Here is a 23,087-nt window from a genome sequence, read left to right as displayed (position 1 = left end):
GAAAGATGAAGGAGCAAGCGCTTTCCTTTTCATTTGCGCAAATTGATATTTCTTGTTGCGCAAAGAAGAGGAGAACCTCGGACGAAAGTGGATGAGACGATGAAGACAACCATATACGATGTTGCTGAAAAAGCTGGCGTATCCATTTCAACCGTTTCCAGAGTCATCAATAACACCGGGCGAATCAGTGACAAGACCCGAAAAAAAGTGCTGGAAGTCATCGAAGCTCTGGAATATCAGCCCAGCTTGGTGGCTACGGCATTGACTGGAAAGCGTACAGGGACAATTGGATTGATCATACCCGATGTAGCCAATCCGTTCTTTGCTGAAATAGCAAGAAGAATAGAGGATCAGTGCAGGGAGATCGGCTTTAGTCTGCTGATTTGCAATACGGAGAATAATCCGGACACGGAAGAGATGTACCTCGACCTTTTGAAGCAAAAAAGCGTGGACGGTATCATCATCGGAACCATCAGCGGAAACCCGTATGTAATAGAAGAATACCTGCAGGAGAAGCTGCCAGTGGCACGGATCGCGTATGATCAACCGGATTGGAGGATCGATGCTGTGTTGGTCGATTACTTTCTCGGCGGCCATCAGGCGGTTTCTCACCTCGTGCAGTTAGGCCATAAAAAACTGGCGATCATGACGGGAAATCGCAGTCATGCGAGTAATAAGCTCTGCTATGAGGCATTTCGTCAGGTCATTGCAGAAAACGGGCTTGCTTTACATGAAGAATGGGTGATCGAAACGGACTCAACCATGGAAGATGGCAGGCAAAAAGCGCTTGAGATCCTCTCTTCCTCAGACAGACCGACTGCCATTTTCACGAGTTGCGATAGCTTGGCTATCGGAGTATACCAGGCGGCCAAAACAATTGGGCTGAGAATACCCGAAGACTTGTCTGTCGTGGGTTTCAACAATACGATTCTGGCTGCCGTTGTCGATCCGCCACTGACCACCATCGCTCAGCCGATCCAAGAGATGGGACGACAAGTGGTGGAGCTTCTCATGCGAGAAATGGAAGGAGAGAAAGCTGTCAAGCAGCGGGTTTTCCTGGCTCCTGAGCTAATTGTTCGGGGTTCGACGAAGAAATGGGAATCTGCAAGGTAGAGATATGACAAGCGATCCATATTCCATGCACAAGAAGGTGCTGGAGGAGGATCGCTTTTTTATACTTTCTGCATTTTGGGCAAGCGCTTGCGCACATCATGCACGAGACCTTCTTTAACTCATGGAACAATAATAGCTACCTTTGTTCTCACGCTATAACAAGAAAAAGATTGAAACAGGTTCTTCGCATTTGATAAGATACAGAATGAACGTTCAGTATGTTTGTTGACATCATATCCATAAATCATCAAGAAGAAGAGCGGAGTGGCGAAAATGAACAAGAAGCAATTGCAAAGCGAACAGACGAAAAAGCGAATTGTTGATGCTGCCAGGGCATTATTCGTTCAGAAGGGCTACAAGGCCACCTCGATTGAAGATATCGTCGCGGCTACTGGAAGCAGCAAGGGAAATATCTACTACCATTTTAAAAGCAAGGAAGGGTTGTTTCTGACCTTACTTGAAGATTGGGATCGCGAATGGGATGAGCAATGGAGTCAAAAAGAGGCCCAGTATACGTCGGTCGCTGAGAAGCTGTACGGCATGACGGATCATTTGGTCCGCGATGATATGAACCATCCTCTTACCAAGGCGTCCGATGAATTTTTCAATAGTGATGAAATCTCTCCTGAAGGGGAGGAACGTATTGCCCAGTTGGTAGAAAATCACCTGCAGTTCTTTCGAAAGCTCATTTCACAGGGAATAGAAAACCAAGAATTCAAATCGGAAAATGTAGAACATGTCGCTATCACATTGGAAAGTCTCTTTTTAGGCCTTAGTCAGATGGCTCGAAAATTAACTCTGGATGAAGCACTGGCCTTATATCAATCGGCTATAGGCATATTTCTGCACGGTATGGTAAAAAAGTCCGCATAAAAAGTCCAAGGATTACAGTAGAGCAAGTAGTTGCATAATCCTTTCATTCACTTATTATATAGAACGAACGTTCAGTATAAAATGAAGGGCTGTTTGTTTATAGAGATCCCTTTCAGCGAGTAAGTCATAACCCGAATGGGAGTCGGAGGAACCTTTATGTCGTTATTACTTAGAAATCGGGGAGCGATGCTGCTCCTCATGCTCAACATTTTTCTGATTTTCACCGGAGTAGGGCTGGTCATTCCGATCATGCCTACCTATATGAATGTGCTTCATATCAGCGGAAGCATTTTGGGTCTGCTGGTAGCTGCGTTTTCACTGACACAATTACTTTTTTCACCATTGGCAGGCAGACTGTCCGATACATGGGGAAGAAAAAAGATCATCATTGTCGGCATGCTCGTCTTTGCATTCTCGGAATGGCTGTTCGGATTCGCCAGTAGTCCGTTTCTACTATTTGCTTCGAGAATGATCGGCGGGATCGGGGCGGCACTGATCATGCCTGCTGTCATGGCCTATACCGCAGATGTCACTTCCGATGAAGAACGCGCCGGAGGGATGGGATTTATTAATGCAGCTATTACGACAGGTTTTATCATCGGTCCTGGAATCGGGGGGTTTTTAGCGGAGTACGGGGTTCGTGTTCCATTTTACGCGGCTGCGGTGGCTGCAGCTATAGCTGCACTCATCACATTGCTCATCCTGCCAGAATCCTCTCGTACGAATACAAGCCCATCTGAAGCTGTGTCGCAGAAAAAGCAAAGCCTGCTTAAACAGCTGATGTATTCTTATCGAGAGCCTTATTTTTTGGGCCTGATCATCGTATTCGTCATGTCATTCGGTCTGGCAAACTACGAGACGATTTTTGGTTTGTTCGTGGATCACAAGTTTGGTTTTACACCAAAGGACATCGCTTTTATTATTACATTTGGATCGATCGCGGGTGCTGTCGTACAGGTCACCATCTTTGGCTGGATCCTGAACCGTTTTGGAGAAGAACGAGTCATCACGACATGTTTGATCATAGCCAGCCTTTTCATCGTGCTGACACTGTTCGTGCATCAGTTCTGGGCCATTACCTCGGTTACTTTCATCCTGTTTTTGTCGATCGATATCCTGCGACCCGCGATCGGTACGCAGATGTCAAAAATGGCGCATGACCAGCAAGGATATGTAGCCGGACTGAACTCCGCCTTCACGAGCTTGGGAAATATCGCTGGCCCCGTCATCGCTGGGCTTCTCTTTGATATCAACATCGATTACCCTTATCTGGCCGCTGCCCTTGTTTTGTTCGCTTGTTTTCTTCTGTCCCTGCGTGCGTCAAAAAAGAGCAGGATGGCTGGTTAAGTCCTTCAGTATCTTGCTGTTCTATTGTAAAACGCGTACGTGAGGCTGCACTTGCGGTATAGTAAAAATAGCATAGTCGAGAGAGAAAGATCAGGAGGCTTGTGAACGTGGGAACTGTTAAAACCAAGCTTTTTGAATACAGTCAGGATGAGATGGACTACCTGAAAACACTTGATCCCGAGTTGGGGGCGATGATGACACGCTTGGGAAAAATCGAGCGTGTCATTATCCCCGATCTCTTCGCTGCACTCATCCATGCCATCGTCGGTCAACTTATTTCAGTCAAAGCAGCTGAAACTGTCTGGGACAGAATGCAGAATCGCTTTGGAGAAATATCTGCGCACAACCTGGTGAAGCAGACGGCAGACGATATTCAAGCTTGTGGATTGACGATGAGAAAAGCGAACTATATTCATGCCATTTCTTCAACGATTGCCAAAGGAGACTTTCTCCTTGAAGAGCTGCGTGATTTGCCTGATCGGGAAGTGATCCAGAAACTGACCAAGCTGGAAGGTGTGGGACAATGGACGGCAGAAATGCTGCTGATCAATTGTCTGGAGCGTAAAGATGTCGTCAGCTGGGGAGATATTGCGATTCGACGCGGGATGATGAAGCTGTACGGTCTGGATACGATTACCAAGCAGCAATTTGAAATGTACCGTCAACGCTATTCACCACTTGGCTCGATTGCTTCCATCTACTTGTGGCACATCTCTTTTGTTGATTGAGCATTTCAAACCGAGAAGAGGAATGGTGAAGTGGACAAGACCGTGAGAGAACAGCTGCTGGAATTGGCGGAGGAAAACTACCAGCAATTTTCTTCCTCTTTAATTCCGACGATTCACAATGTGCTCGGCGTTCGCTTGCCCTTGCTGCGCAAAATGGCAAAAACAATAGCGGAAGGGGACTGGCGAGCGTATCTGAAGCATGCGGATAGCGACTATTTTGAAGAGATCATGCTGCAGGGAATGGTCATCGGATATGTCAAATGCGACCTGGAGGAAAAGCTGCGCTACGTATCCGACTTTGTGCCCAAGATCGACAACTGGTCCGTGTGCGATAGCTTTTGCATTGGACTGACTGTTGCCAGAAAGTATCAAGAACGAGTGTGGGACTTTCTTCAGCCATATTTGCGATCCAAGGAAGAATATGAGCTGCGCTTTGGTGTGGTCATGCTCCTCCATTTCTATGTCGATGCTGTCTACCTCTGCCGCGTATTCGAGAAACTCGATTCGATCCAGCATGATGGCTACTATGTCAAAATGGCTGTGGCTTGGGCTTTATCGACCTGTTATGTCAAAGACGCGCAATCCACACTCGAATACCTGCAGAATAACTCACTCGATGATTATACGTACAATAAGACCTTGCAAAAAATCACCGAGTCCAATCGTGTGGATGTGGAAACGAAAAATAGGATTCGAGCAATGAAGCAAAAAAGGTCGTGAATGAATTCTTACTTGACCTGTAGGAATAATGTGATTACACCTAATTCCATAAACAGCCAATCCGTAACAATCGGCTCTCTCTACTTGCAGGATTCAATCAAGGGAGAGTTTTTTTGTATCTTCATTCGGAAGGAGAGAAGGTCATGAATATCGCCAATATTGAAGCCTTCGTCTACGTGATTCACTACAACAGCTTTAATAAGGCCGCCGATGCCTTGTTCTTGTCCCAGCCTTCGATCTCTGCGCGCATTCAATCCTTGGAAAGAGAGCTGGATACCCAATTGTTCGAACGAGAAGGCAGGAGCTTTACGTTAACGGAGAAGGGGAAGCAATTTCTGCCCTTTGCCCAGCAGATTCTGCAATCCTATAAGAAAGGGCGCCAGCAGCTGCAGCAGATGAACACCACCTCGGACGAAATCCGAATTGGCTGCACGGCTTCGGTATCCAACTACGTCATTCCAGAAATCATTCCCGTGATCAAAGCGAGGTTTCCAGCATTGCAGGTCAGGCTGGTGACATCCTCCAGCGAAGTCATCATGGAAAAAGTCCTGAACAAGGAGATCGACGTCGGTCTTGTACGCAATATCAGTCATCCAGGTCTGGATTCTGTCAAATATCTGGAAGACCCGATCGAATTATTTGTCTATGAGGGCCATCCATTCATCGATAAGGAGCAGCTCACGATCGAGGAAATCGGGCGACAGACACTGGTGTTTTTTGAATGCGGCTCATTTGACTGGATGCGGATTCATCGCTTGTTTGAGAGCTTGGATCACCCGCCGCATATTGAGTATCAGGTGGATAATCTGGAGACGGCAAAAAAACTGCTGCTCAAAAAACTAGGCATTGGATTTTTGCCCTCGCTATGCGTCAGAGAGGAGACCCTGACCAAAAGTCTGGTACCGGCGCATTTCCCACTTCTTTCCAATTTGTATTTGCGTACCAATCTGATTACGCAAAAAGGCGGCACTGATGCTGCCAGGCTATTGCTCGAAGTGCGAGGACAAATCCCGTTTTTGGCCGATTATCGATAGATTGTTTTGATTAATGGATAAAAGAAGTCTATTACCCAGCCCATTGACGGTGGATAGGTGCGGTGATAAGCTTTTAGCAATTCATTAATTCCTAGTATTCTGGTATGTTTAATTATTGATTTAAAGGAGGGGCAGCTGCTTGACCTTGCGATTCAGTATTTTAGATCAAAGTCCGTTAGGTGAGAAAGAGACGACAGCCGAAGCCATCCAGCATACCGTTCGCCTCGCGAAAAGAGCCGAAGAGCTTGGTTACCACCGCTTTTGGGTATCTGAACATCATGATTCAACTGCTGTTGCAGGTTCTTCTCCGGAGGTGCTGATGGCCTACTTACTGGCGCAAACCTCCACGATTCGCATCGGTTCTGGTGGAGTGATGCTGCAGCATTACAGTCCTTATAAGGTAGCTGAGAATTTCAATTTGCTGGCTACCTTGGCTCCAGGACGAATCGATCTTGGGATCGGAAGGGCACCCGGGGGATATCCCAAGTCGACGAAAGCGCTGCAGCCCGAACATTCAGCAGTGACATCGTTGGACGAGAAGCTGGGTGAGCTAGTGCATCATCTACACCAGACATTACCCGCGGATCATCCGTTGCATGGAGTGAAGGCGACACCTATTCCGGAAACTCCCGCTAGCCTGTTTCTGTTAGGGACCAGTGTATCCAGCGCAGAACTGGCTGCCCATTCGGGAATCCCGTATGTTTTTGCCCACTTTATCAACGGAAATGAAAAAGTCATTCAGGATGCTCTCCATACTTACCGTTCGAGGTTTCAACCGTTCAGAAACGATAAACCACAGGCTATCATCGCAATCTCGGTGATCGTGACGGAGACGGATGAAGAGGCGAAAGCATTGGCCGCCAATCATCAGAATGTGAAAATTCATCTGGAAAGCGGCAGGACCATTAACGTGAACAGTCTGCAGGCCGCAGAGGAATATGGACGACAGGCCGAAGAAGGCTACACCCTTGAGGTACAGGACGCCCAGATCATACACGGCTCCAAGGAAACCGTACGTGAGCGATTGCTGGAATTTCAACAGCAATACGAGGTGGATGAAATCATCCTGATCGCTCGAATGAATAGCTATCCCGAAAGACTGCGCGCCTACGAGCTGATCCACGAGGCCTTCACCGAACTACCGGTTTCATTCATCTCCAATACTGGCAAATGAGGAACGGAGGAAGATCGCGATGACCCAAAAAAGACAATTAAAATTTGGCGCACTCATTCATGGGGTTGGCGGCCATATATCCGGTTGGCGACATCCTGAGATCGAGCCGGATTCAAGTGTTAATTTGTCCTTTTATATAGCGCAAGCATTGAAAGCAGAAGCAGGGAAATTTGATCTGGTGTTCATTGCCGATGGCTTGTATATCAATGAAAAATCGATTCCGCATTTTTTGAATCGTTTTGAGCCTCTAACCATCCTGTCTGCTCTAGCTGCGGTCACCGAGCGGATTGGATTGGTCGGTACGGTATCCACCTCGTATAGCGAGCCTTTTACGGTAGCCCGGCAATTCGCGTCGCTGGACCACATCAGTCAAGGACGCGCAGGGTGGAATGTGGTGACCTCACCGCTTGAAGGATCGGCTCTCAATTTTAGCAAAACGGTAGAGCAGCATCCGGATCATGCCACACGGTACCGGATCGCGACCGAATACCTCGAAGTAGCCAAGGGATTGTGGGATTCTTGGGAGGACGATGCCTTTGTCAGAGACAAAGCGTCAGGGATATTCTTCGATCCGAAAAAGCTGCACACGTTGAATCACCAGGGTGAGTTCTTTTCTGTCTAGGGACCATTGAATGTAGGCCGTTCCAAGCAAGGGCAGCCCGTCATTTTTCAGGCTGGCTCTTCAGATGCAGGGAAAGACTTGGCAGCCAGCTCGGCAGACGCCATCTTTACCGGACATCCGACACTGGAGGATGCCCAGCACTTTTATCAGGACGTGAAAAGCAGGGCACAAGCGCGTGGCCGCAATCCAGATGAACTCCTTGTCTTGCCTGGGATCGGACCGATTATTGGAAGCACCGATGAGGAGGCAGAGCGCAAATATGAGGAAATCGCCAATCTGGTATCCATCGAACAAGCGTTGAACTATTTAGGGCGATACTACGATCACCATGACTTTTCGCAATATTCACTCGATGATGCGTTTCCCGATCCTCCAGCAGCGAGGCTTGTACAGAACGGAATACGATGCAGATACCTTGCGGGGACACCTGGGTCTGTCATTCCCTGAGAATCGATATGTGAAAACAAAAGAAACGATCACCCAATAGAGATAGGGGTAGGAGGAGGAGCAAGTGAAGGTGCTACACAGGAGTCTGAAAAGTCTTTCGATCATAGCCAGTTTGGCGCTTGTTCTCACAGGATGCGGCCAGACTGCACAACCGAGCACGACAACGACCGCGAACACACAGACTGTTGAAAACAACGTCCCGGTTTCGGGTGGAGAATTAACTTTTGCGCTTGCCACTTCACCTGACACGCTAGACCCTCATCGCAGCGGATTGGCAGTAGCGACGAGAGTTTACCGTACGATTTTTGACAGCCTGGTCGTCCAGTTGCCCGACAATTCCATACAGCCTTGGCTGGCAAAAGAATGGTCGATCTCAGAGGATGGAAAAACCTATATTTTCAAGCTGCGTGATGACGTGAAATTCCATGATGGCACTTCATTCAATGCGGAAGCGGTGAAGTTCAACTTTGATCGCGTCATCGCACCTGAGACGAAAGCAAGCAATTCCCTGGCGCTGATCAGACCTTACAAATCCTCGGAAGTGATCGATGAATACACGATCAAAATCAACCTGGAGACGCCCTCTGCCGCTTTCCTTGGCAATCTCAGCCAAGCGATTTTGGGTATCGCATCGCCTGCAGCCATTCAAAAATACGGAGAGCAGTTTGGACAACATCCAGTCGGTTCAGGTCCGTTCACCTTTGTGAAATGGAACGAAAACGCGGAGATTCAAGTAGCGAGAAGCTCAGCATACAATTGGGCGCCATCGAACGTAGAAAATCAGGGATTGGCTTATCTCGATACCATTACGTTCAAAATCATTCCGGAAGAAGCGACCCGTATAGGAAGTGTTCAGAGCGGGCAGGTTCTGGCTGGTGAAACCGTTCCTCCTCAAAATGTTTTGACATTGAAAAACGATCAGCAGCTTCAATTGCTGGAAGTGGCGACAGAGGGATTGCCCTACACGCTCTTTTTCAATCATCGCAGAGAACCGTGGAACGATCCAAAAGCGAGAAAGGCGGTACAGCTTGCTGTCGATGTGGACGCCATTGTCAAAACGCTCTATCTGGGTACCTATCCTCGATCATGGTCGCCGCTAACGCCTGGAACATTCGGTTATGATGCCTCCCTGGAAAACGGCATTCAACCGGATCTCGCCAAAGCAAATACCTTGCTAGATGAGCTGGGCTATCGTCCCGGTGCCGACGGGATTCGTGAAAAAGACGGGAAAAAACTGACGTTGCGCTATGTAGATCGTTCACCCAATAGGGAGAAGCGTAATGACATCGCCATCATCGTACAACAGCAATTAAAACAAATCGGAATCGCCGTCGAGATCGAGATTACCAAGGATATTGCGACCGTCATTCATCAGAACGGAGCGTACGATCTTTACGGAAACAGCCAGGTCAACTCCGATCCCAATGCATTGCGCCAGTTTTATCACACACAAGAAGCGGGAGTATCACGGCTGACGCTGTCGGGTCTTTCTGATCCTGAATTGGACCAATTACTGAAGCAGGGAACGGTTGAAATGGACCCTGAAAAAAGAAAAGAGATCTACAAAAAAATTCAGCACTACATTATCGATCAGGCATCCATTATCCCGATCTACGTGTTTCCCTACACCGTAGCTGCATCCAAAAAGGTGAAGGGATTAAAGTTTGATGCACTCGGCTATCCACTTTTCAATGATGTAAGCCTCGAAAAAGACTAGAAAAGGAGATAGCGCGTATGTGCAAGAGGTTCCTTGGACGGATTTTGGCGTCGATAGTCGTCGTTTTCGGAGCATTGGTGTTTGTTTTTTGTATTCTGTATCTGCTACCTGGCGATCCGGTACTCTCCATTTTGGACCCGGCTACCGCCACACCGGAAATGATTGAGAACATGCGGAAGGAGTTGGGACTGGATCAACCCTTTCATATTCAGTTTGGAAACTATTTTGCAGGGATCCTACAAGGCGATTTTGGCACCTCACTGGTGAACAGCGATCCGGTTCTTCCCAAGATTCTCCTTCACTTTCCGGCAACGTTGGCGTTAACCCTCGCAAGTACGATCTTTTCCGTTGTGATCGGTATCGTGCTGGGGGTTCTATCCGCCATCCACCGGAATAGCTGGATCGACATCGTGGCCAGACTCGTTGGGCTTTTTGGAATATCCATGCCGACTTTTTGGTCGGGAATCCTGCTGATCTTGATTTTCTCCGTGTATTTGGGCTGGTTTCCTGCGATGGGCTCGGATGGCTTCATGAGCCTGATTCTGCCATCCCTTGCCCTTGGATTTGTCGGAGCTGGGTTTATCGTCCGTATGGTCCGCAATAGCATGCTCGAAGTCATCCATGAACACTTTATCGTGACTCTTCGCTCCAAGGGCTTGTCGGAAAAGGCGGTCATGTACCGGCATGCTTTGCGCAATGCACTGATTCCGGCCATCACCATCATTGGAATCCATATCGGCGATCTCTTGGCTGGAACGGTCATCATCGAAACGGTTTTCTCCAGACAAGGAATCGGTCGCGTGATCGCAGATGCCATCATGGCAAGAGATTTGCCCGTCGTCCAAGGAGTCATCTTTTTCTCAGCTATCGTGTATGTCGTCGTCAATCTGCTGGTAGATCTTTCGTATTCGCTCGTCGATCCACGCGTGCGACGTGCTTCATGATCGCGATTAGCCGGTCATTTTCGATTGAATTGGTCACAGGAGGGATCCGGAAATGAAGGAAGTGATTTCAGCCAAGACCGTTTGGCAAGCGCCAGAGCTTCAGGCTAACGCGCAGAGAAGGGAGAGGGAGTTTGATGTCTCCCAGCTTTTTGTCTACGCTTCAGGTCTCGTTATCTTGTTCTATGTCCTTAGCGCATTGGCCCCTCAATGGGTAGCGCCTTACGAGCCAACCTTGATGATGACTGACAAAATCCTGAGTTCTCCCAGCAGTACGCACTGGTTCGGAACGGATTACTTTGGCAGAGATGTATTCAGCTTGATCGTATACGGCAGTCGGGATTCGTTGTTCATCGGGGTGGCTTCTGTTCTGGTGGGTGGGTTGTTCGGGGGAGCACTAGGTGCTTTCTCCGGATATATCGGGGGCATCGTCGATACCATACTCATGCGGTTCATCGATATCGTCATGACCATACCAGGCATCCTGCTTGCCCTGGCAATCGCAGCTGCTCTGGGGCCCCATCTGTTCAATATCATACTTGCCGTGGCAATCTCCGCCATACCGGGCTATGCAAGAGTCATGCGCGGTCAGATCATGAGCATCAAGAGCCGCCCCTTTATCACCGCTTCTCGATCGATCGGTACACCGCATCGAACCATTATACTGCGCCATGTATTACCTCATTCTTGGTCACCTTTACTCGTCATGGCGACGATTGGTCTGGGTTCCTCGATACTGATTGGCTCTGGGCTGAGCTTCCTCGGTTTGGGCATCATCAAGGAAATTCCGGACTGGGGCGCCCTATTATCGCAAGGAAGAGGGTATTTGACCGTAGCATGGTGGATATGCACCTTTCCAGGGCTGGCTATCACGCTGTTCGTGCTATCCGTGAACCTGATCGGTGATAAACTTCGCGATATGCTGGACCCGAAAACGAGCAGGGGCAGATAGGAGGGAAGCTGCATGAGTCAACTGCTGGATTTACAACATGTTACTGTAGATTTCCAAAGTAAGAACGGTCTCCTGACAGCAATCCGAGATGTGTCCCTACAAATCAAGGCAGGGGAAACCGTATGTCTCGTAGGGGAATCCGGTAGCGGCAAAACCATTACCTCCAAAGCCATCATGCGCTTGATCGATTATGAACACGGGCAGATTTCAGAAGGAAACATTGTCTTGGATGGCGTGAACCTGACAAAGCTCTCGCAACATGAGCTGCGCGGCCTGCGCGGAAAAAAGATGGCCATGATCTTTCAGGAGCCGATGGCAGCCTTCGACCCCGTATTCACGATTGGCAATCAGATCATGGAAGCGATCCTTGAGCATCAACAGGTGAAAAAGGATGTGGCATGGAAACAGGCCATCCATCTTCTTGAAAGAGTAGGGATACCCGAGCCTGCGTTGAGGATGAAACAATACCCCAATGAGCTATCCGGCGGGATGCTTCAACGCGCGATGATTGCAATGGCTTTAGCATGCGGTCCGGAACTGTTGATCGCGGATGAGCCAACGACCGCTTTGGACGTGACCATTCAGTCACAAATCCTGCAATTGCTGCAAGAACTCAAAGCAGAGTACCAAATGTCCATCCTGTTGATCACACACGACATGGGAATCGCTGCCGAAATGGCCGATCGGATCATTGTCATGTACGCAGGCCGAGTCGTCGAGCAAGCGACTTCAGAACAGCTGTTCGAGAAGCCGCATCATCCCTATACGCGAGGACTGCTCCGATCCATCACGACGATAGACAGCCATCGAGGAAATCGATTGTTTTCAATCGAAGGCTCCATTCCACCTTTGACTGATATGCCTAGCGGTTGCCGTTTTCATCCGCGATGCCCATACGCGACGCAAAAATGCTTGCTTGATGAACCGCCTCTTTTTGAAATCAACGGTAGGCAGACGGCGTGCTGGCATGGAGAGCAGCTGGTCGAATCGGAAGATGGGATTGGAAAAAGCGAAGTCATGCCTCCGATCGCTGTCATAGAGCCAAAACATGATCAACATCATTCCACTTTGCAACGCCAGCTGTTATTCGATGTGAAAGGGCTCAGTAAAGCCTACCCGGTTGGCAAGGGATTGCTTCAACGCGCTTCATCGCTGATCCGTGCTGTAGACGATGTATCGTTCACGATTGAAAAAGGGGAGACCTTTGGATTAGTAGGGGAGTCCGGCAGTGGCAAGTCTACATTAGGCCGGGTACTTCTTCAGCTGGAAAAGGCAAGCAAAGGGAGTATCCGGTTTCAAGGGCTTGAGCTGACTCAGCTGAAAACAGCCGAGCTGCAAAAGGTTCGCCGAGACATGCAGGTTATTTTCCAAGACCCGTACGGTTCGGTCAATCCGCGCTGGCAGATAGGCGATATCATCGGCGAACCCCTGATGGTACATGAAGACCTCGATGCAACAGTACGTCGCGAGCGGGTGGAGGCCCTTCTGGAAGCGGTTGGTCTGAAACGCGGCTGGTACGAGCGCTATCCACATGAATTCTCTGGAGGTCAACGCCAGCGTATCGGGATTGCCAGAGCAATTGCCCTAAATCCTTCCTTTGTACTCGCAGATGAAGCAGTATCTGCGCTAGACGTCTCTGTTCAGGCACAAATCGTGAATCTGATGCAGGATTTGCAAAGAGATTTGGGACTTACGTATCTGTTTATCGCACATGGACTCCATATCGTTCGCCATATTTCGGATCGCATTGGTGTCATGTATCTTGGCAAGCTGGTCGAAATCGCAGCCAGCGAAGAGCTTTTTCTGCATCCCGCACACCACTATACAAAAGGATTGATTGCATCTATCCCGGTCCCAGACCCCAAGCAAAAGCGGGAGCCTTTTTCCTTGCAGGGTGAGATTCCTTCCCCTGCAAATCCACCATCTGGCTGCCGCTTCCACACGCGCTGCCCGGCGGCTACAGCCCGGTGCAAGGAAGAGCCGCCAGCTTGGCAAGAAATTCAGCGCGGACACTGGGTAGCATGCCATCATCCCGCTTGAGTTTATGACGACAGAGGAAGACTTCGTAGAACTCGTTGTGCCGATCTTGCAGGAGAGAGGCATTTATCGAACGGAATACGAACAGGATACGCTGCGTGGGAATTTGGGCCTGCCTGTACCGGTCAATCGGTATGTCCGATCAGCCTCTACAACGTTGATTTCATAGATTCTTGCGTTGCTTGTCGAGAAAAAGATTGTTCTAGGGATGGATGGAGTGACCTCAATTGGATGAGGTCACTCTCTTTTTTTTCGAACGAGCGTGGAGATGTTCACTCCGAGCAAATCTGCACACTCTTGCATGGTATTGGTGTTGGCAAGCATTCGACGAATATACTCTTGTTCAAATTGCTTGACCGCGTCCCGAAGAGACATGTGTGCGTCGGCGCTCGTTGGAAATGAGACAGGGGGGGAGATGCGGATCATTCGGGTAGAAGCGGGAAGCTGTTCTTTGGTGATTTTACTTTCTTCTGTCATATGGTAGGTACGTTCCAAGACATTTTTCAGTTCACGAACGTTCCCTGGCCAACCATAGCTCGTCAAGGCTTCCATCGCTTCAGCGTCCATCCGCTTTGCCTGACCATATTTTTGCTCCAGCTTTTTTAAGTAAAAGAAGACGAGTGCCGCAATATCCTCACGTCGATCCCTAAGCGGGGGAATCGTGAGTGACAAGACGTTTAATCGGTAGTAGAGATCCTTCCGAAATTTTTTCTGTTCGACCATGGTTTCAAGCTCGCTGTTGGTAGCGGCGATAACACGCATGTTTACTTTTTTGACCTCTTTTGCCCCCAGCCGTCGGATTTCTCCATCCTGCAAAACATTTAAAAGCTTAACTTGAAGGGAGTACGGCAGATCACCAATCTCGTCGAGAAAAATAGTTCCTCCGTCTGCAAGCTCCAACAAGCCTTCCTTTGATTTGTTTGCCCCTGTAAACGCTCCTTTCTCGTAGCCGAATAGCTCAGACTCCAACAAATGATCTGGTATCGCACCACAGTTGATCTTGATATAGTCACCGTCCCTGCCGCTTTTTCGGTGTATGTAATGGGCGACTACATCCTTTCCGACACCTGACTCGCCAAGTAGGAGAATCGGTGAATCATTTTGCGCAAATCTTTCGGCCAATCCAATGACTCGATGCATGATGGCACTGCGATAGACGAGCTGTTCCATGTTCTCGCTGTCGTTTTGAATTTGCTCCAGTGTTTTTTGATAGTGGGAATTGATTTGCCTGGTTTCTTCGAGTTCTTGCTGTAACAGATTCAACTCTGTAATATCCCGAATATTGCCAACAACGAACAACAGCTCCTCGTTTTGATCCAGCACGGGGGTAGCTGTATTGATCGTTTTCCTGCCGTTTGCATACTCAATTGCGGTACTGTATATCTGCTTTGTCTGAATGGCCCGTACGGCAGCTGATTCGGTTACAATATCCAATTCAAGCTGTTGCATGTAGCTGTAATGATTGAGAATGTCAGCGGGAACGCCGGTTAATTGCAGGTAGGCTTCATTATACAGAAGGACATAGCCATTCGGGTCACAGATTGCTAATCCATCGTGGGAAGTATGAAAAATCGTCATGATGAGGTGCATAAGCTCACTACTGTCGTTTGTTTGGAAGTACTTGGTCCTGTACATGGTTGGTTTGTCCTCCTTACTTGGTTGAGGCATGGGATGTTCATAGCTGCATATGCAAAATGAATCATTCATGCTCATTATTGCATGTGCAAAAATGCAAAGATAGATAAAAATTTTCTAAAATTACTGACAATATGCTTTTGTATCCATTGGCACATGAATTGCTACATAGTGATGCGATTGTTTTCATTTTAGAACTGAATGACTGAAACATGAAAAGGAGGCACCCTTCATGACTGACCTTTATCAAGTTCTAGACCCTAAGGGTCAACTGCTCGAAGATACCCGGAACCAGATCAGTGAAGAGACCATGTTGAAAATGTACGAGAATATGGTGCTAGTCCGAGCCTTTGACCGTAAAGCCATCCATCTTCAGCGCCAAGGAAGAATGGGAACTTATGCTCCTTTCGAAGGGCAGGAAGCTTCACAGGTTGGTAGCGCAATGGCACTATTGCCGGGTGACTGGTTGTTTCCCACATACCGGGATCATGCTGCCTCGATTGTACATGGACAATCCATGACTCGAATTTTTCTATATTGGATGGGACATATGGACGGAAGCATCAGTCCTTCTGATCGACATATCATGCCTCCCTGTGTTCCCATCGCTACGCAAATGGTTCATGCAGTAGGTACGGCATGGGCAAGTAAAAGAAAAGGTGAACCACATGTCAGTCTGGCCTACTTTGGAGATGGAGCTGGCTCAGAAGGCGATTTCCATGAAGCGCTGAACATGGCTGGTGTATTCAAGACGCCTACGATCTTCTTTTGCCAAAACAACGGATATGCAATCAGTGTTCCATTCTCTCAACAATCAGCTTCCCGTACGGTTGCTCAACGGGCGTCAGCCTATGACATTCCTGGTGTTCGTATCGATGGCAATGATATTTTTGCAGTTTGGCTAACGGTGAAAGCCGCCATGGAACGGGCGACAGCAGGTCTTGGTCCAACCTTGATTGAAGCCGTCACGTACCGATATGGAGCACATACTACCGCAGACGATCCCAAAAAATACCGTGATCAAGAACGGTTGGCCGAGGAGTGGCGATCAGAGCGTGATCCCGTACAACGCTTGAAGGTCTATTTAGAGCAAAGCGGCCTATGGAATGAATGGAAGGAGACGGCACTCCAGACCAAGGTGGCAGAACAAATTGAGGCAGCGCTAATCGAGGCGGAAAGCTACCCGAAGTCCCAAGCCGCTGATATGTTCAAGCACGTCTACGAGGTGCCAAGTTGGATGGTAGAAGAACAACAAAAAGATGCGATTTTCCCCGAAGGAAAGCGAGGTGTATTGGCATGAGTAGAAAACTAAGCATGATTCAGGCGATATCAGAAGCCTTGGACCAGAAACTAGCAGACGACAATAGAGTGATGCTGTTGGGCGAGGATATCGGAGTCAATGGCGGTGTTTTTCGAGCCACGGAGGGGTTGTTTGAAAAATATGGTCGTGAACGCATCGTGGACACTCCTCTTGCCGAGGCAGGCATCATTGGTTCCGCGATCGGGCTGGGGATGAATGGCATGATTCCTGTCGTAGAAATTCAATTTCTTGCCTTCATTTACCCGGGATTTGAACAAATTGTCTCACATGCTGCGAGAATGAGGTATCGGACGCGCGGTCAATATCACGTACCTATGGTGATTCGCACACCATTTGGAGCCGGCATCCGCGGACCAGAGCTGCACTCCGAGAGTGTGGAAAGCTTTTTCGCACATGTACCGGGGTTAAAGGTCGTTGTGCCAAGTACTCCTTTTGATGCAAAGGGGTTGCTTATTTCCGCTATCGAAGATCCGGACCCCGTCATTTTTTTGGAACCGACCAAGCTGTATCGCGCCTTTAAGGAAGAGGTACCGGAAGAACTGTATCGCGTACCGATTGGAAAAGCCAGAGTGATACGGGAGGGCAGTCACCTTTCCATCTTTGCTTGGGGAGCCATGATACGTGTAGCAGAAGAGGCAGCACAACAGCTGGAACGGGAGCGTGGCTGGCTGTGTGAGGTTGTGGACTTGCGCAGTATCAGTCCCTTGGATCGGGATGCGATTCTTGCATCAGTCAAAAAAACCGGGCGGGCTTTAGTCGTTCACGAAGCCCACAAAACAGCTGGCATGGGTGCAGAAATCATTTCGATCATTAACGATGAAGCTTTGCTGTACTTAAAAGCACCAGTAAAACGCGTTACCGGTTATGACGTGCCGGTTCCTCAATTTGCGATTGAAGATGATTACCTGCCGACAGTTGCTCGAGTCAAACAAGGCATTGTCGAAACGATTCAATATTAGACGGGTGGGGGTTTTGCGACATGGTGAATTTTAGACTCCCGGATGTGGGAGAGGGTATGCATGAGGGCGAAATTCTGCGTATTCTCGTAAAGTCTGGGGATTTCGTTGAACAGGATCAGCCTATTGTGGAAGTACAGACCGATAAAGTACATGCAGAGTTGTCTGCGCCTATTTCGGGTATTGTAACGGAAATATATTGTGAAGAAGGCGAGCTGGTTCAAGTGGGAGAGCGGTTGTTGACGATAGACGACCAGCATTCAGCTCCAGAAAATATTCGCCCAAGCACGCAGTCGGATGAAGGTCAAAAGAAAGAGACCGCTCATACAATCCATACCTCGTACCGTGCACTTGCCACTCCTTATGTACGTCAACTGGCACGTGAGAAGAATGTTGATCTGGATCAAATACAGGGGACTGGACCGGCGGGCCGCGTAACAGAATCAGATGTGAAGGCTTTTGTGAATCGAGAACAAGGCGCGACCAAAGCAGTCAAAAGTACGAACTACCCAGATTTATCTTCGTCCCTGCCCGAGATTTCGGAAAAAATTTCAACCAAAAGGGAAGAACGTATTGCGCTGAAAGGAATGAGGAAAAAAATTGCGGAACAAATGATGAAATCCGTCACGAATATTCCGCATGTCACCTCCTATGATGAGGTGGAAATGGACGAGATCCGAAATGCACGCAACCGGATGAAAGCGTATGCAGACAAACGTGGTGTAAAACTCACATTTCTACCGTTTTTTATAAAAGCCCTGGTCATTGCACTCAAAGAATTTCCTATCTTCAATGCGTCTCTAGATGATGCTAAACAGGAAATCGTCTTAAAGTACGATTATCATATCGGCATCGCAACGGATACGCCGGAAGGCCTGATCGTGCCTGTCATTAAACATGCAGATCGTAAAAGTCTATTCCAACTGGCAGAGGAGATCAGTCATCTGGCAGAAATGGCGCGTGATGGAAAGCTGAAACTGGAGCAAATCACAGGAGGAACGTTTACGTTAAGCAATGTCGGTCCCATAGGCAGCCTGCATGCTACGCCGATCATTAACCACCCGGAAGTGGCCATTATTAGTTTGCATAAAATGGAGAAACGTTGGGTTGTAAGAGAAGATCAGGGCGTCATTCGCTGGATGATAAATATGTCCCTTTCTTTTGACCATCGTTTGATCGATGGGGTGACTGCTGTCAAATTCATGAATCGAATCAAGGAATTGTTGGAAGATCCCCATGTATTGTTTGCAGAAATGATGTAGTGGATAGGAGTTGAACGCCATGGTAGTAGGAGAGATTGCTGTTGAAACAGACGTGGTCATTATCGGTGGGGGACCAGGAGGCTATGCTGCTGCGATCAGGCTTGGTCAATTGGGAAAATCGGTTGTGCTGATAGAAAAAGAAGAAATGGGTGGCGTGTGTCTCAATCGAGGGTGTATTCCATCCAAGGCGCTTATCCATGCCGCAGGACGATATCACCAGTTGTCTCAACTGTCTAGTTTGGGAATCCATCTACCAGAAGGTAACGCCTTTTTTTCAATGCCGGACTGGAAGTTTTGGAAATCGGATGTTGTCAAAACATTACAAAAAGGAGTCACACAACTGTGCGAAGCAAACGGAGTGACGATCGTCAAAGGGAACGCTATATTTTTGTCCTCTGATCGGATCGGCGTGGAGACGGATGGAGATTTTGAACGTTTTACATTTCAGCATGCGATCATCGCTACTGGTTCGCGTCCATACATTCCGTCACCTCTACATACGGATGGAGCAGTCATACTCGACTCAACCGATGTGTTGCAATTAGATAGGGTTCCGGAATCATTGGCGATCATTGGCGGCGGTTACATCGGAATGGAGATTGGTATGGCATTTGCCAAGCTGGGCACTGAGGTGACTATCATCGAAGCGGCTGAGCGAATCCTGTCACAGGTTTCTGCTCATCTGACCCAAGACGTCGTCAAACACGCCAAAAAATTGGGGATGCGAATAAAAACATCCTCAAAAGTGGAAGCAATCACTGTTGAAAACGGATTTGCACGAGTGATGATTTGCTCAGAAAAGGGGGACAAAGAAATTATTGTTCACGAAAAAGCACTCATCACGATAGGACGTATACCCAATACAAATGAGATCGGACTGAAGCAAGCAGGCATTGACCTAGATGAACGGGGATACATTCCAGTGGATCAAACGGGAAGAACAAATCAGCGTCATATTTTTGCTATTGGAGACACGACCTCAGGTCCTGCGTTGGCGCATCGAGCAGCAAAGCAAGGGGTTGTCGCAGCAGAAAGCATCGCAGGACTACCTAGCAGCTTTGATACGCCGTACGTCCCATACGTCATTTTTACTGAACCTCAAATTGCGGGTGTAGGCTTGACAAAGGAGCAGGCAGTTGAGCGTGGATACCAGGTAAAATCTGCTTCCTTTCCTTATCGTGGAAACGGCAGGGCGATCACAACTGGAGCAGGCAATGGTTTCGCTGAAGTGATTGTTGATGCTAAAACGCATATGCTGCTAGGGATGCATATTGTCGGAGAAGACGCCTCCAATCTTATTGGAGAAGGTGCACTGGCACTAGAAATGGCTGCACGAGTAGAAGATCTCGCATGGACTATTCATGCGCACCCGACCCTCAGTGAAATGTGGCAAGAAGCAGCTGAAGGAGTCCTCGGTCACGCCATTCATATGCTAAACAAAAATGACTAGAAAAAATAATAGGATGTTCTAAACAGCCGTTATGGTGAAGAAAGCCCCTTTCTCAATCCTACTATCACTGCATAGTGGGAAAGCAGCAGAAGTATTGGTAAAATAAGAAGAGCGTTCGTAGACTCTTAAGATAGGAGCCACAGAAATGTACAGCAATATGGAAGAATGCCTTCTCGACTTGGAGAAAAATGGACATTTGGTTCGAATAAAAGAAGAAGTAGATCCGTATCTGGAGATGGCGGCGATCCATTTAAAAGTATATGAAACGAATGGTCCTGCCCTGTTGTTTGAAAACGTAAAGGGCTCTAAATTTCGCGCAGTATCCAACCTGTTCGGTACGATGGAACGCAGCAAATTCATATTCCGTCAAACCTGGCAAGCTGCCGAAAATATTATTGCGTTGCGCAATGATCCGATGAAAGCATTGCGCAGCCCGCTGAAGCAGGTTGGGAACGGAATGGCTGCATTAAAAGCACTTCCTGCAAAAAAATCAACGGGCTTGCCAGTAACGGCGCAAGAAATTAAAATCACCGACCTGCCACTGATCCAAAGCTGGCCGATGGATGGCGGTGCTTTTGTCACTTTGCCACAGGTGTATTCAGAGGACCCGGAAAAACCGGGAATCATGAATTCCAATCTGGGCATGTACCGTATACAGCTGACTGGCAACGAGTATGAAATGAATAAGGAAGTTGGCTTGCACTATCAGATTCATCGCGGCATCGGCGTGCATCAGGAAAAAGCAAACCGTATGGGCGTTCCGCTCAAGGTGAGCTGCTTTATCGGAGGACCACCTGCGCATACATTGTCTGCCGTCATGCCACTGCCAGAGGGAATGAGTGAGCTGACTTTTGCCGGTTTGCTTGGTGGTCGTCGTTTTCAGCACAGCTATATCGATGGTTATTGCATCAGCAACGATGCGGATTTTGTCATTACAGGAGAAATTCATCCGGGAGAAACCAAACCGGAAGGACCGTTTGGCGATCATTTGGGCTACTACAGCTTGATTCACCCGTTTCCTGTCATGAAGGTTCATAAAGTGTACGCGAAACCAAATGCCATCTGGCCCTTTACGGTTGTGGGCAGACCGCCTCAGGAGGATACTTCTTTTGGAGCGCTGATCCATGAGCTGACAGGCGATGCAGTCAGACAGGAAATTCCGGGTGTAAAAGAAGTGCATGCAGTCGATGCAGCAGGTGTACATCCATTGCTTTTTGCGATTGGCAGCGAGCGCTATACACCGTATCAGCCAGTCAAGCAGCCTACAGAAATTCTCACGATCGCCAATCGAATTCTCGGAACCGGACAGCTGAGTTTGGCGAAGTTTTTGTTCATTACAGCAGAAGATCAACAGCCGATCACTACGCATGATGAAGAAGCTTTTCTGCGCTATATATTGGAGCGAATCGATCTGAGACGAGATATCCATTTTTACACCAATACGACCATCGATACGCTGGATTATTCGGGAACCGGCTTAAATAGCGGAAGCAAGGTTGTCTTTGCCGCCTATGGAGATAAAAAAAGGGAATTGTGCACAGAAGTACCGGAAGCTTTGAAGGAAATCCGTAGCTATGGAAATGCACGGCTCGTCATGCCAGGTGTAGTTGCATTGCAGGCTCCTTCTTTTACAGATTACAAGGTGGAGCAGCAGGAATTGCAGCAGCTGTGCGATGCTCTTCGGGAAAAAGGGGGGCTCGCTGATTGTCCGATGATCATTCTGTGCGATGACAGTACATTTATGAGTGCGAATCTCAAAAACTTTCTATGGGCTACTTTTACCAGAAGCAATCCTTCCCATGATATTTACGGAGTCAATAGCTACTACGAATTCAAGCATTGGGCTTGTGATACTGTCATCATAGATGCTCGGATCAAGCCGCATCATGCACCACCCCTCATTCCAGATCCGACTGTGGAGAAGAACATCGAGCGCTTCTTTGTTAAAGGAGCCGTACTCGGTGGATGGATGTAAAACGAAACAAGCTAGCTGCACGAGACAGCTAGCTTGTTTTTTTCCTAAACATCCACACCGTAACGCTGAAGAGCTTTTACGGAGGTTTCATACATCCTTTGCTGAAGCTGCTCTCCTTGAACCACTTGAATACGTCTCCCGAGAAAATCGTATCCGCTCCCTCCTGTACATCGACAAAAGCTTCATAGGCATGCAGGATGCGAGTCATTGGGGTAGCCATGAAGGTGTTCATTCTGAAATGGTACCAAAGCAAATACCATTCTCGTTTAACCATTGAATATTCAAGTTTATACGGGAAACCCGACTGATCCAGGTAGGTTTTTCCGTTTTTATTGGTATAGGTGATAGAAATTCCTTGTTGTCTCAGCAGGAGATCGCGAAAGCTGCGCAGGAGGGGATGATAGACTTGCTTTTCCAAGCTTTTGGCTTTTTCTGCAAATGCTCCCGACAAGTCAAAAACCTCATCCGATTCTAAAATTTTGTTCAGCTTCTCCCGCGTTTGCGTCGTAAAAGCGTGGGCGGCGGCCGGATGAGCCAGCATGGTTTTTCACCAGGTGCGTTCGTGAGAGGTTATCGCGATCGTACCGGACTCATGTCCTTTTTTTCGCTGAACTGCCGTTCGTTTATCTTAGGCACCCTATTAGGAACATTTTTACATCTACGAAGCTGAGAATCATTGTGAGAAACCTATAAGTAAATTTCATTACACTTGAATCAATTTCATAATTGCTCATCTTAAAAATATACAGACTGCCCCAATCTCTTCTTTATCCTTTTTTAAAA

18 protein-coding genes and 2 pseudogenes are annotated in these 23,087 nt (G+C 48.1%); 18 read left to right on the top strand and 2 right to left on the bottom strand.

Annotated elements, in window-relative coordinates:
* The first annotated feature begins 99 nt into the window (after nucleotides 1-99).
* The 13 genes and pseudogenes from JZI27_RS12565 to JZI27_RS12505 all read left to right on the top strand — a co-directional run.
* Nucleotides 100-1,113 carry a LacI family DNA-binding transcriptional regulator gene (locus tag JZI27_RS12565; protein WP_280207702.1) on the top strand — a complete coding sequence of 338 codons (1,014 nt, stop codon included), beginning with the start codon at nucleotides 100-102 and terminating at the stop codon, nucleotides 1,111-1,113.
* A 273-nt stretch (nucleotides 1,114-1,386) separates the two neighbouring features.
* Nucleotides 1,387-1,986 (top strand): TetR/AcrR family transcriptional regulator, encoded by a 600-nt coding sequence (locus JZI27_RS12560; protein WP_280207701.1) that lies wholly within the window; start codon nucleotides 1,387-1,389, stop codon nucleotides 1,984-1,986.
* A 156-nt stretch (nucleotides 1,987-2,142) separates the two neighbouring features.
* Entirely contained in the window at nucleotides 2,143-3,333 is a 1,191-nt protein-coding gene (locus JZI27_RS12555) for an MFS transporter (protein WP_280207700.1), read from the top strand.
* 152 nt (nucleotides 3,334-3,485) lie between these two features.
* Nucleotides 3,486-4,061 (top strand): DNA-3-methyladenine glycosylase family protein, encoded by a 576-nt coding sequence (locus JZI27_RS12550; RefSeq protein WP_481752810.1) that lies wholly within the window; start codon nucleotides 3,486-3,488, stop codon nucleotides 4,059-4,061.
* Between the two features lie 30 nt (nucleotides 4,062-4,091).
* Nucleotides 4,092-4,781 carry a DNA alkylation repair protein gene (locus JZI27_RS12545; RefSeq protein ID WP_280207698.1) on the top strand — a complete coding sequence of 230 codons (690 nt, stop codon included), beginning with the start codon at nucleotides 4,092-4,094 and terminating at the stop codon, nucleotides 4,779-4,781.
* 143 nt (nucleotides 4,782-4,924) lie between these two features.
* The gene (locus JZI27_RS12540) at nucleotides 4,925-5,815 is read left to right on the top strand and encodes a LysR family transcriptional regulator (protein ID WP_280207697.1); all 891 of its coding nucleotides are present in this window, start codon (nucleotides 4,925-4,927) and stop codon (nucleotides 5,813-5,815) included.
* A gap of 139 nt (nucleotides 5,816-5,954) precedes the next feature.
* Complete coding sequence (locus JZI27_RS12535) at nucleotides 5,955-6,989, top strand: LLM class flavin-dependent oxidoreductase (RefSeq protein ID WP_280207696.1); 1,035 nt, start codon at nucleotides 5,955-5,957, stop codon at nucleotides 6,987-6,989.
* Nucleotides 6,990-7,008: 19 nt separating this feature from the next.
* A pseudogene (locus tag JZI27_RS12530) lies at nucleotides 7,009-8,058 on the top strand (LLM class flavin-dependent oxidoreductase).
* A 64-nt stretch (nucleotides 8,059-8,122) separates the two neighbouring features.
* Nucleotides 8,123-9,775, top strand: a complete 1,653-nt coding sequence (locus tag JZI27_RS12525; protein ID WP_280207695.1) for an ABC transporter substrate-binding protein — start codon at nucleotides 8,123-8,125, stop codon at nucleotides 9,773-9,775.
* 17 nt (nucleotides 9,776-9,792) lie between these two features.
* The gene (locus tag JZI27_RS12520; protein WP_280207694.1) at nucleotides 9,793-10,719 is read left to right on the top strand and encodes an ABC transporter permease; all 927 of its coding nucleotides are present in this window, start codon (nucleotides 9,793-9,795) and stop codon (nucleotides 10,717-10,719) included.
* A 52-nt stretch (nucleotides 10,720-10,771) separates the two neighbouring features.
* Nucleotides 10,772-11,668, top strand: a complete 897-nt coding sequence (locus tag JZI27_RS12515; RefSeq protein ID WP_280207693.1) for an ABC transporter permease — start codon at nucleotides 10,772-10,774, stop codon at nucleotides 11,666-11,668.
* 12 nt (nucleotides 11,669-11,680) lie between these two features.
* Complete coding sequence (locus JZI27_RS12510; RefSeq protein ID WP_280207692.1) at nucleotides 11,681-13,708, top strand: ABC transporter ATP-binding protein; 2,028 nt, start codon at nucleotides 11,681-11,683, stop codon at nucleotides 13,706-13,708.
* Nucleotides 13,709-13,724: 16 nt separating this feature from the next.
* Nucleotides 13,725-13,874, top strand: a pseudogene (locus JZI27_RS12505) (LLM class flavin-dependent oxidoreductase); the annotation flags it as partial.
* Between the two features lie 68 nt (nucleotides 13,875-13,942).
* On the opposite strand, the gene JZI27_RS12500 reads toward JZI27_RS12505, so the two are convergent.
* Nucleotides 13,943-15,340 (bottom strand): sigma-54 interaction domain-containing protein, encoded by a 1,398-nt coding sequence (locus tag JZI27_RS12500; RefSeq protein WP_280207691.1) that lies wholly within the window; start codon nucleotides 15,338-15,340, stop codon nucleotides 13,943-13,945.
* Nucleotides 15,341-15,572: 232 nt separating this feature from the next.
* On the opposite strand from JZI27_RS12500, the gene pdhA reads away from it, so the two are divergent.
* The 5 genes from pdhA to JZI27_RS12475 all read left to right on the top strand — a co-directional run bounded on the left by pdhA (nucleotide 15,573) and on the right by JZI27_RS12475 (nucleotide 22,304).
* Nucleotides 15,573-16,640, top strand: coding sequence for a pyruvate dehydrogenase (acetyl-transferring) E1 component subunit alpha (pdhA, locus tag JZI27_RS12495; RefSeq protein ID WP_280207690.1), 1,068 nt, complete (start codon nucleotides 15,573-15,575; stop codon nucleotides 16,638-16,640).
* Entirely contained in the window at nucleotides 16,637-17,620 is a 984-nt protein-coding gene (locus tag JZI27_RS12490; RefSeq protein WP_122911281.1) for an alpha-ketoacid dehydrogenase subunit beta, read from the top strand. The genes pdhA and JZI27_RS12490 overlap by 4 nt, the downstream gene beginning before the upstream one ends.
* A 20-nt stretch (nucleotides 17,621-17,640) precedes the next feature.
* On the top strand, nucleotides 17,641-18,879 hold the full coding sequence (locus tag JZI27_RS12485; protein ID WP_280207689.1) for a dihydrolipoamide acetyltransferase family protein: 1,239 nt from the start codon (nucleotides 17,641-17,643) through the stop codon (nucleotides 18,877-18,879).
* A 19-nt stretch (nucleotides 18,880-18,898) separates the two neighbouring features.
* Nucleotides 18,899-20,329, top strand: a complete 1,431-nt coding sequence (lpdA, locus tag JZI27_RS12480) for a dihydrolipoyl dehydrogenase (RefSeq protein WP_280207688.1) — start codon at nucleotides 18,899-18,901, stop codon at nucleotides 20,327-20,329.
* Nucleotides 20,330-20,474: 145 nt separating this feature from the next.
* Complete coding sequence (locus tag JZI27_RS12475; protein WP_280207687.1) at nucleotides 20,475-22,304, top strand: UbiD family decarboxylase; 1,830 nt, start codon at nucleotides 20,475-20,477, stop codon at nucleotides 22,302-22,304.
* 76 nt (nucleotides 22,305-22,380) lie between these two features.
* On the opposite strand, the gene JZI27_RS12470 is transcribed toward JZI27_RS12475, so the two are convergent.
* On the bottom strand, nucleotides 22,381-22,845 hold the full coding sequence (locus JZI27_RS12470; RefSeq protein ID WP_348521364.1) for a hypothetical protein: 465 nt from the start codon (nucleotides 22,843-22,845) through the stop codon (nucleotides 22,381-22,383).
* Between the last annotated feature and the right edge of the window lie 242 nt (nucleotides 22,846-23,087).

It is taken from the genome of Brevibacillus sp. AY1 (assembly GCF_029870785.1).
GTDB classification, from domain to species: Bacteria; Bacillota; Bacilli; order Brevibacillales; family Brevibacillaceae; genus Brevibacillus; species Brevibacillus invocatus.
Note: the sequence above shows the minus strand (reverse complement) of the source record. Positions and strands in the feature narration are given on the sequence as shown.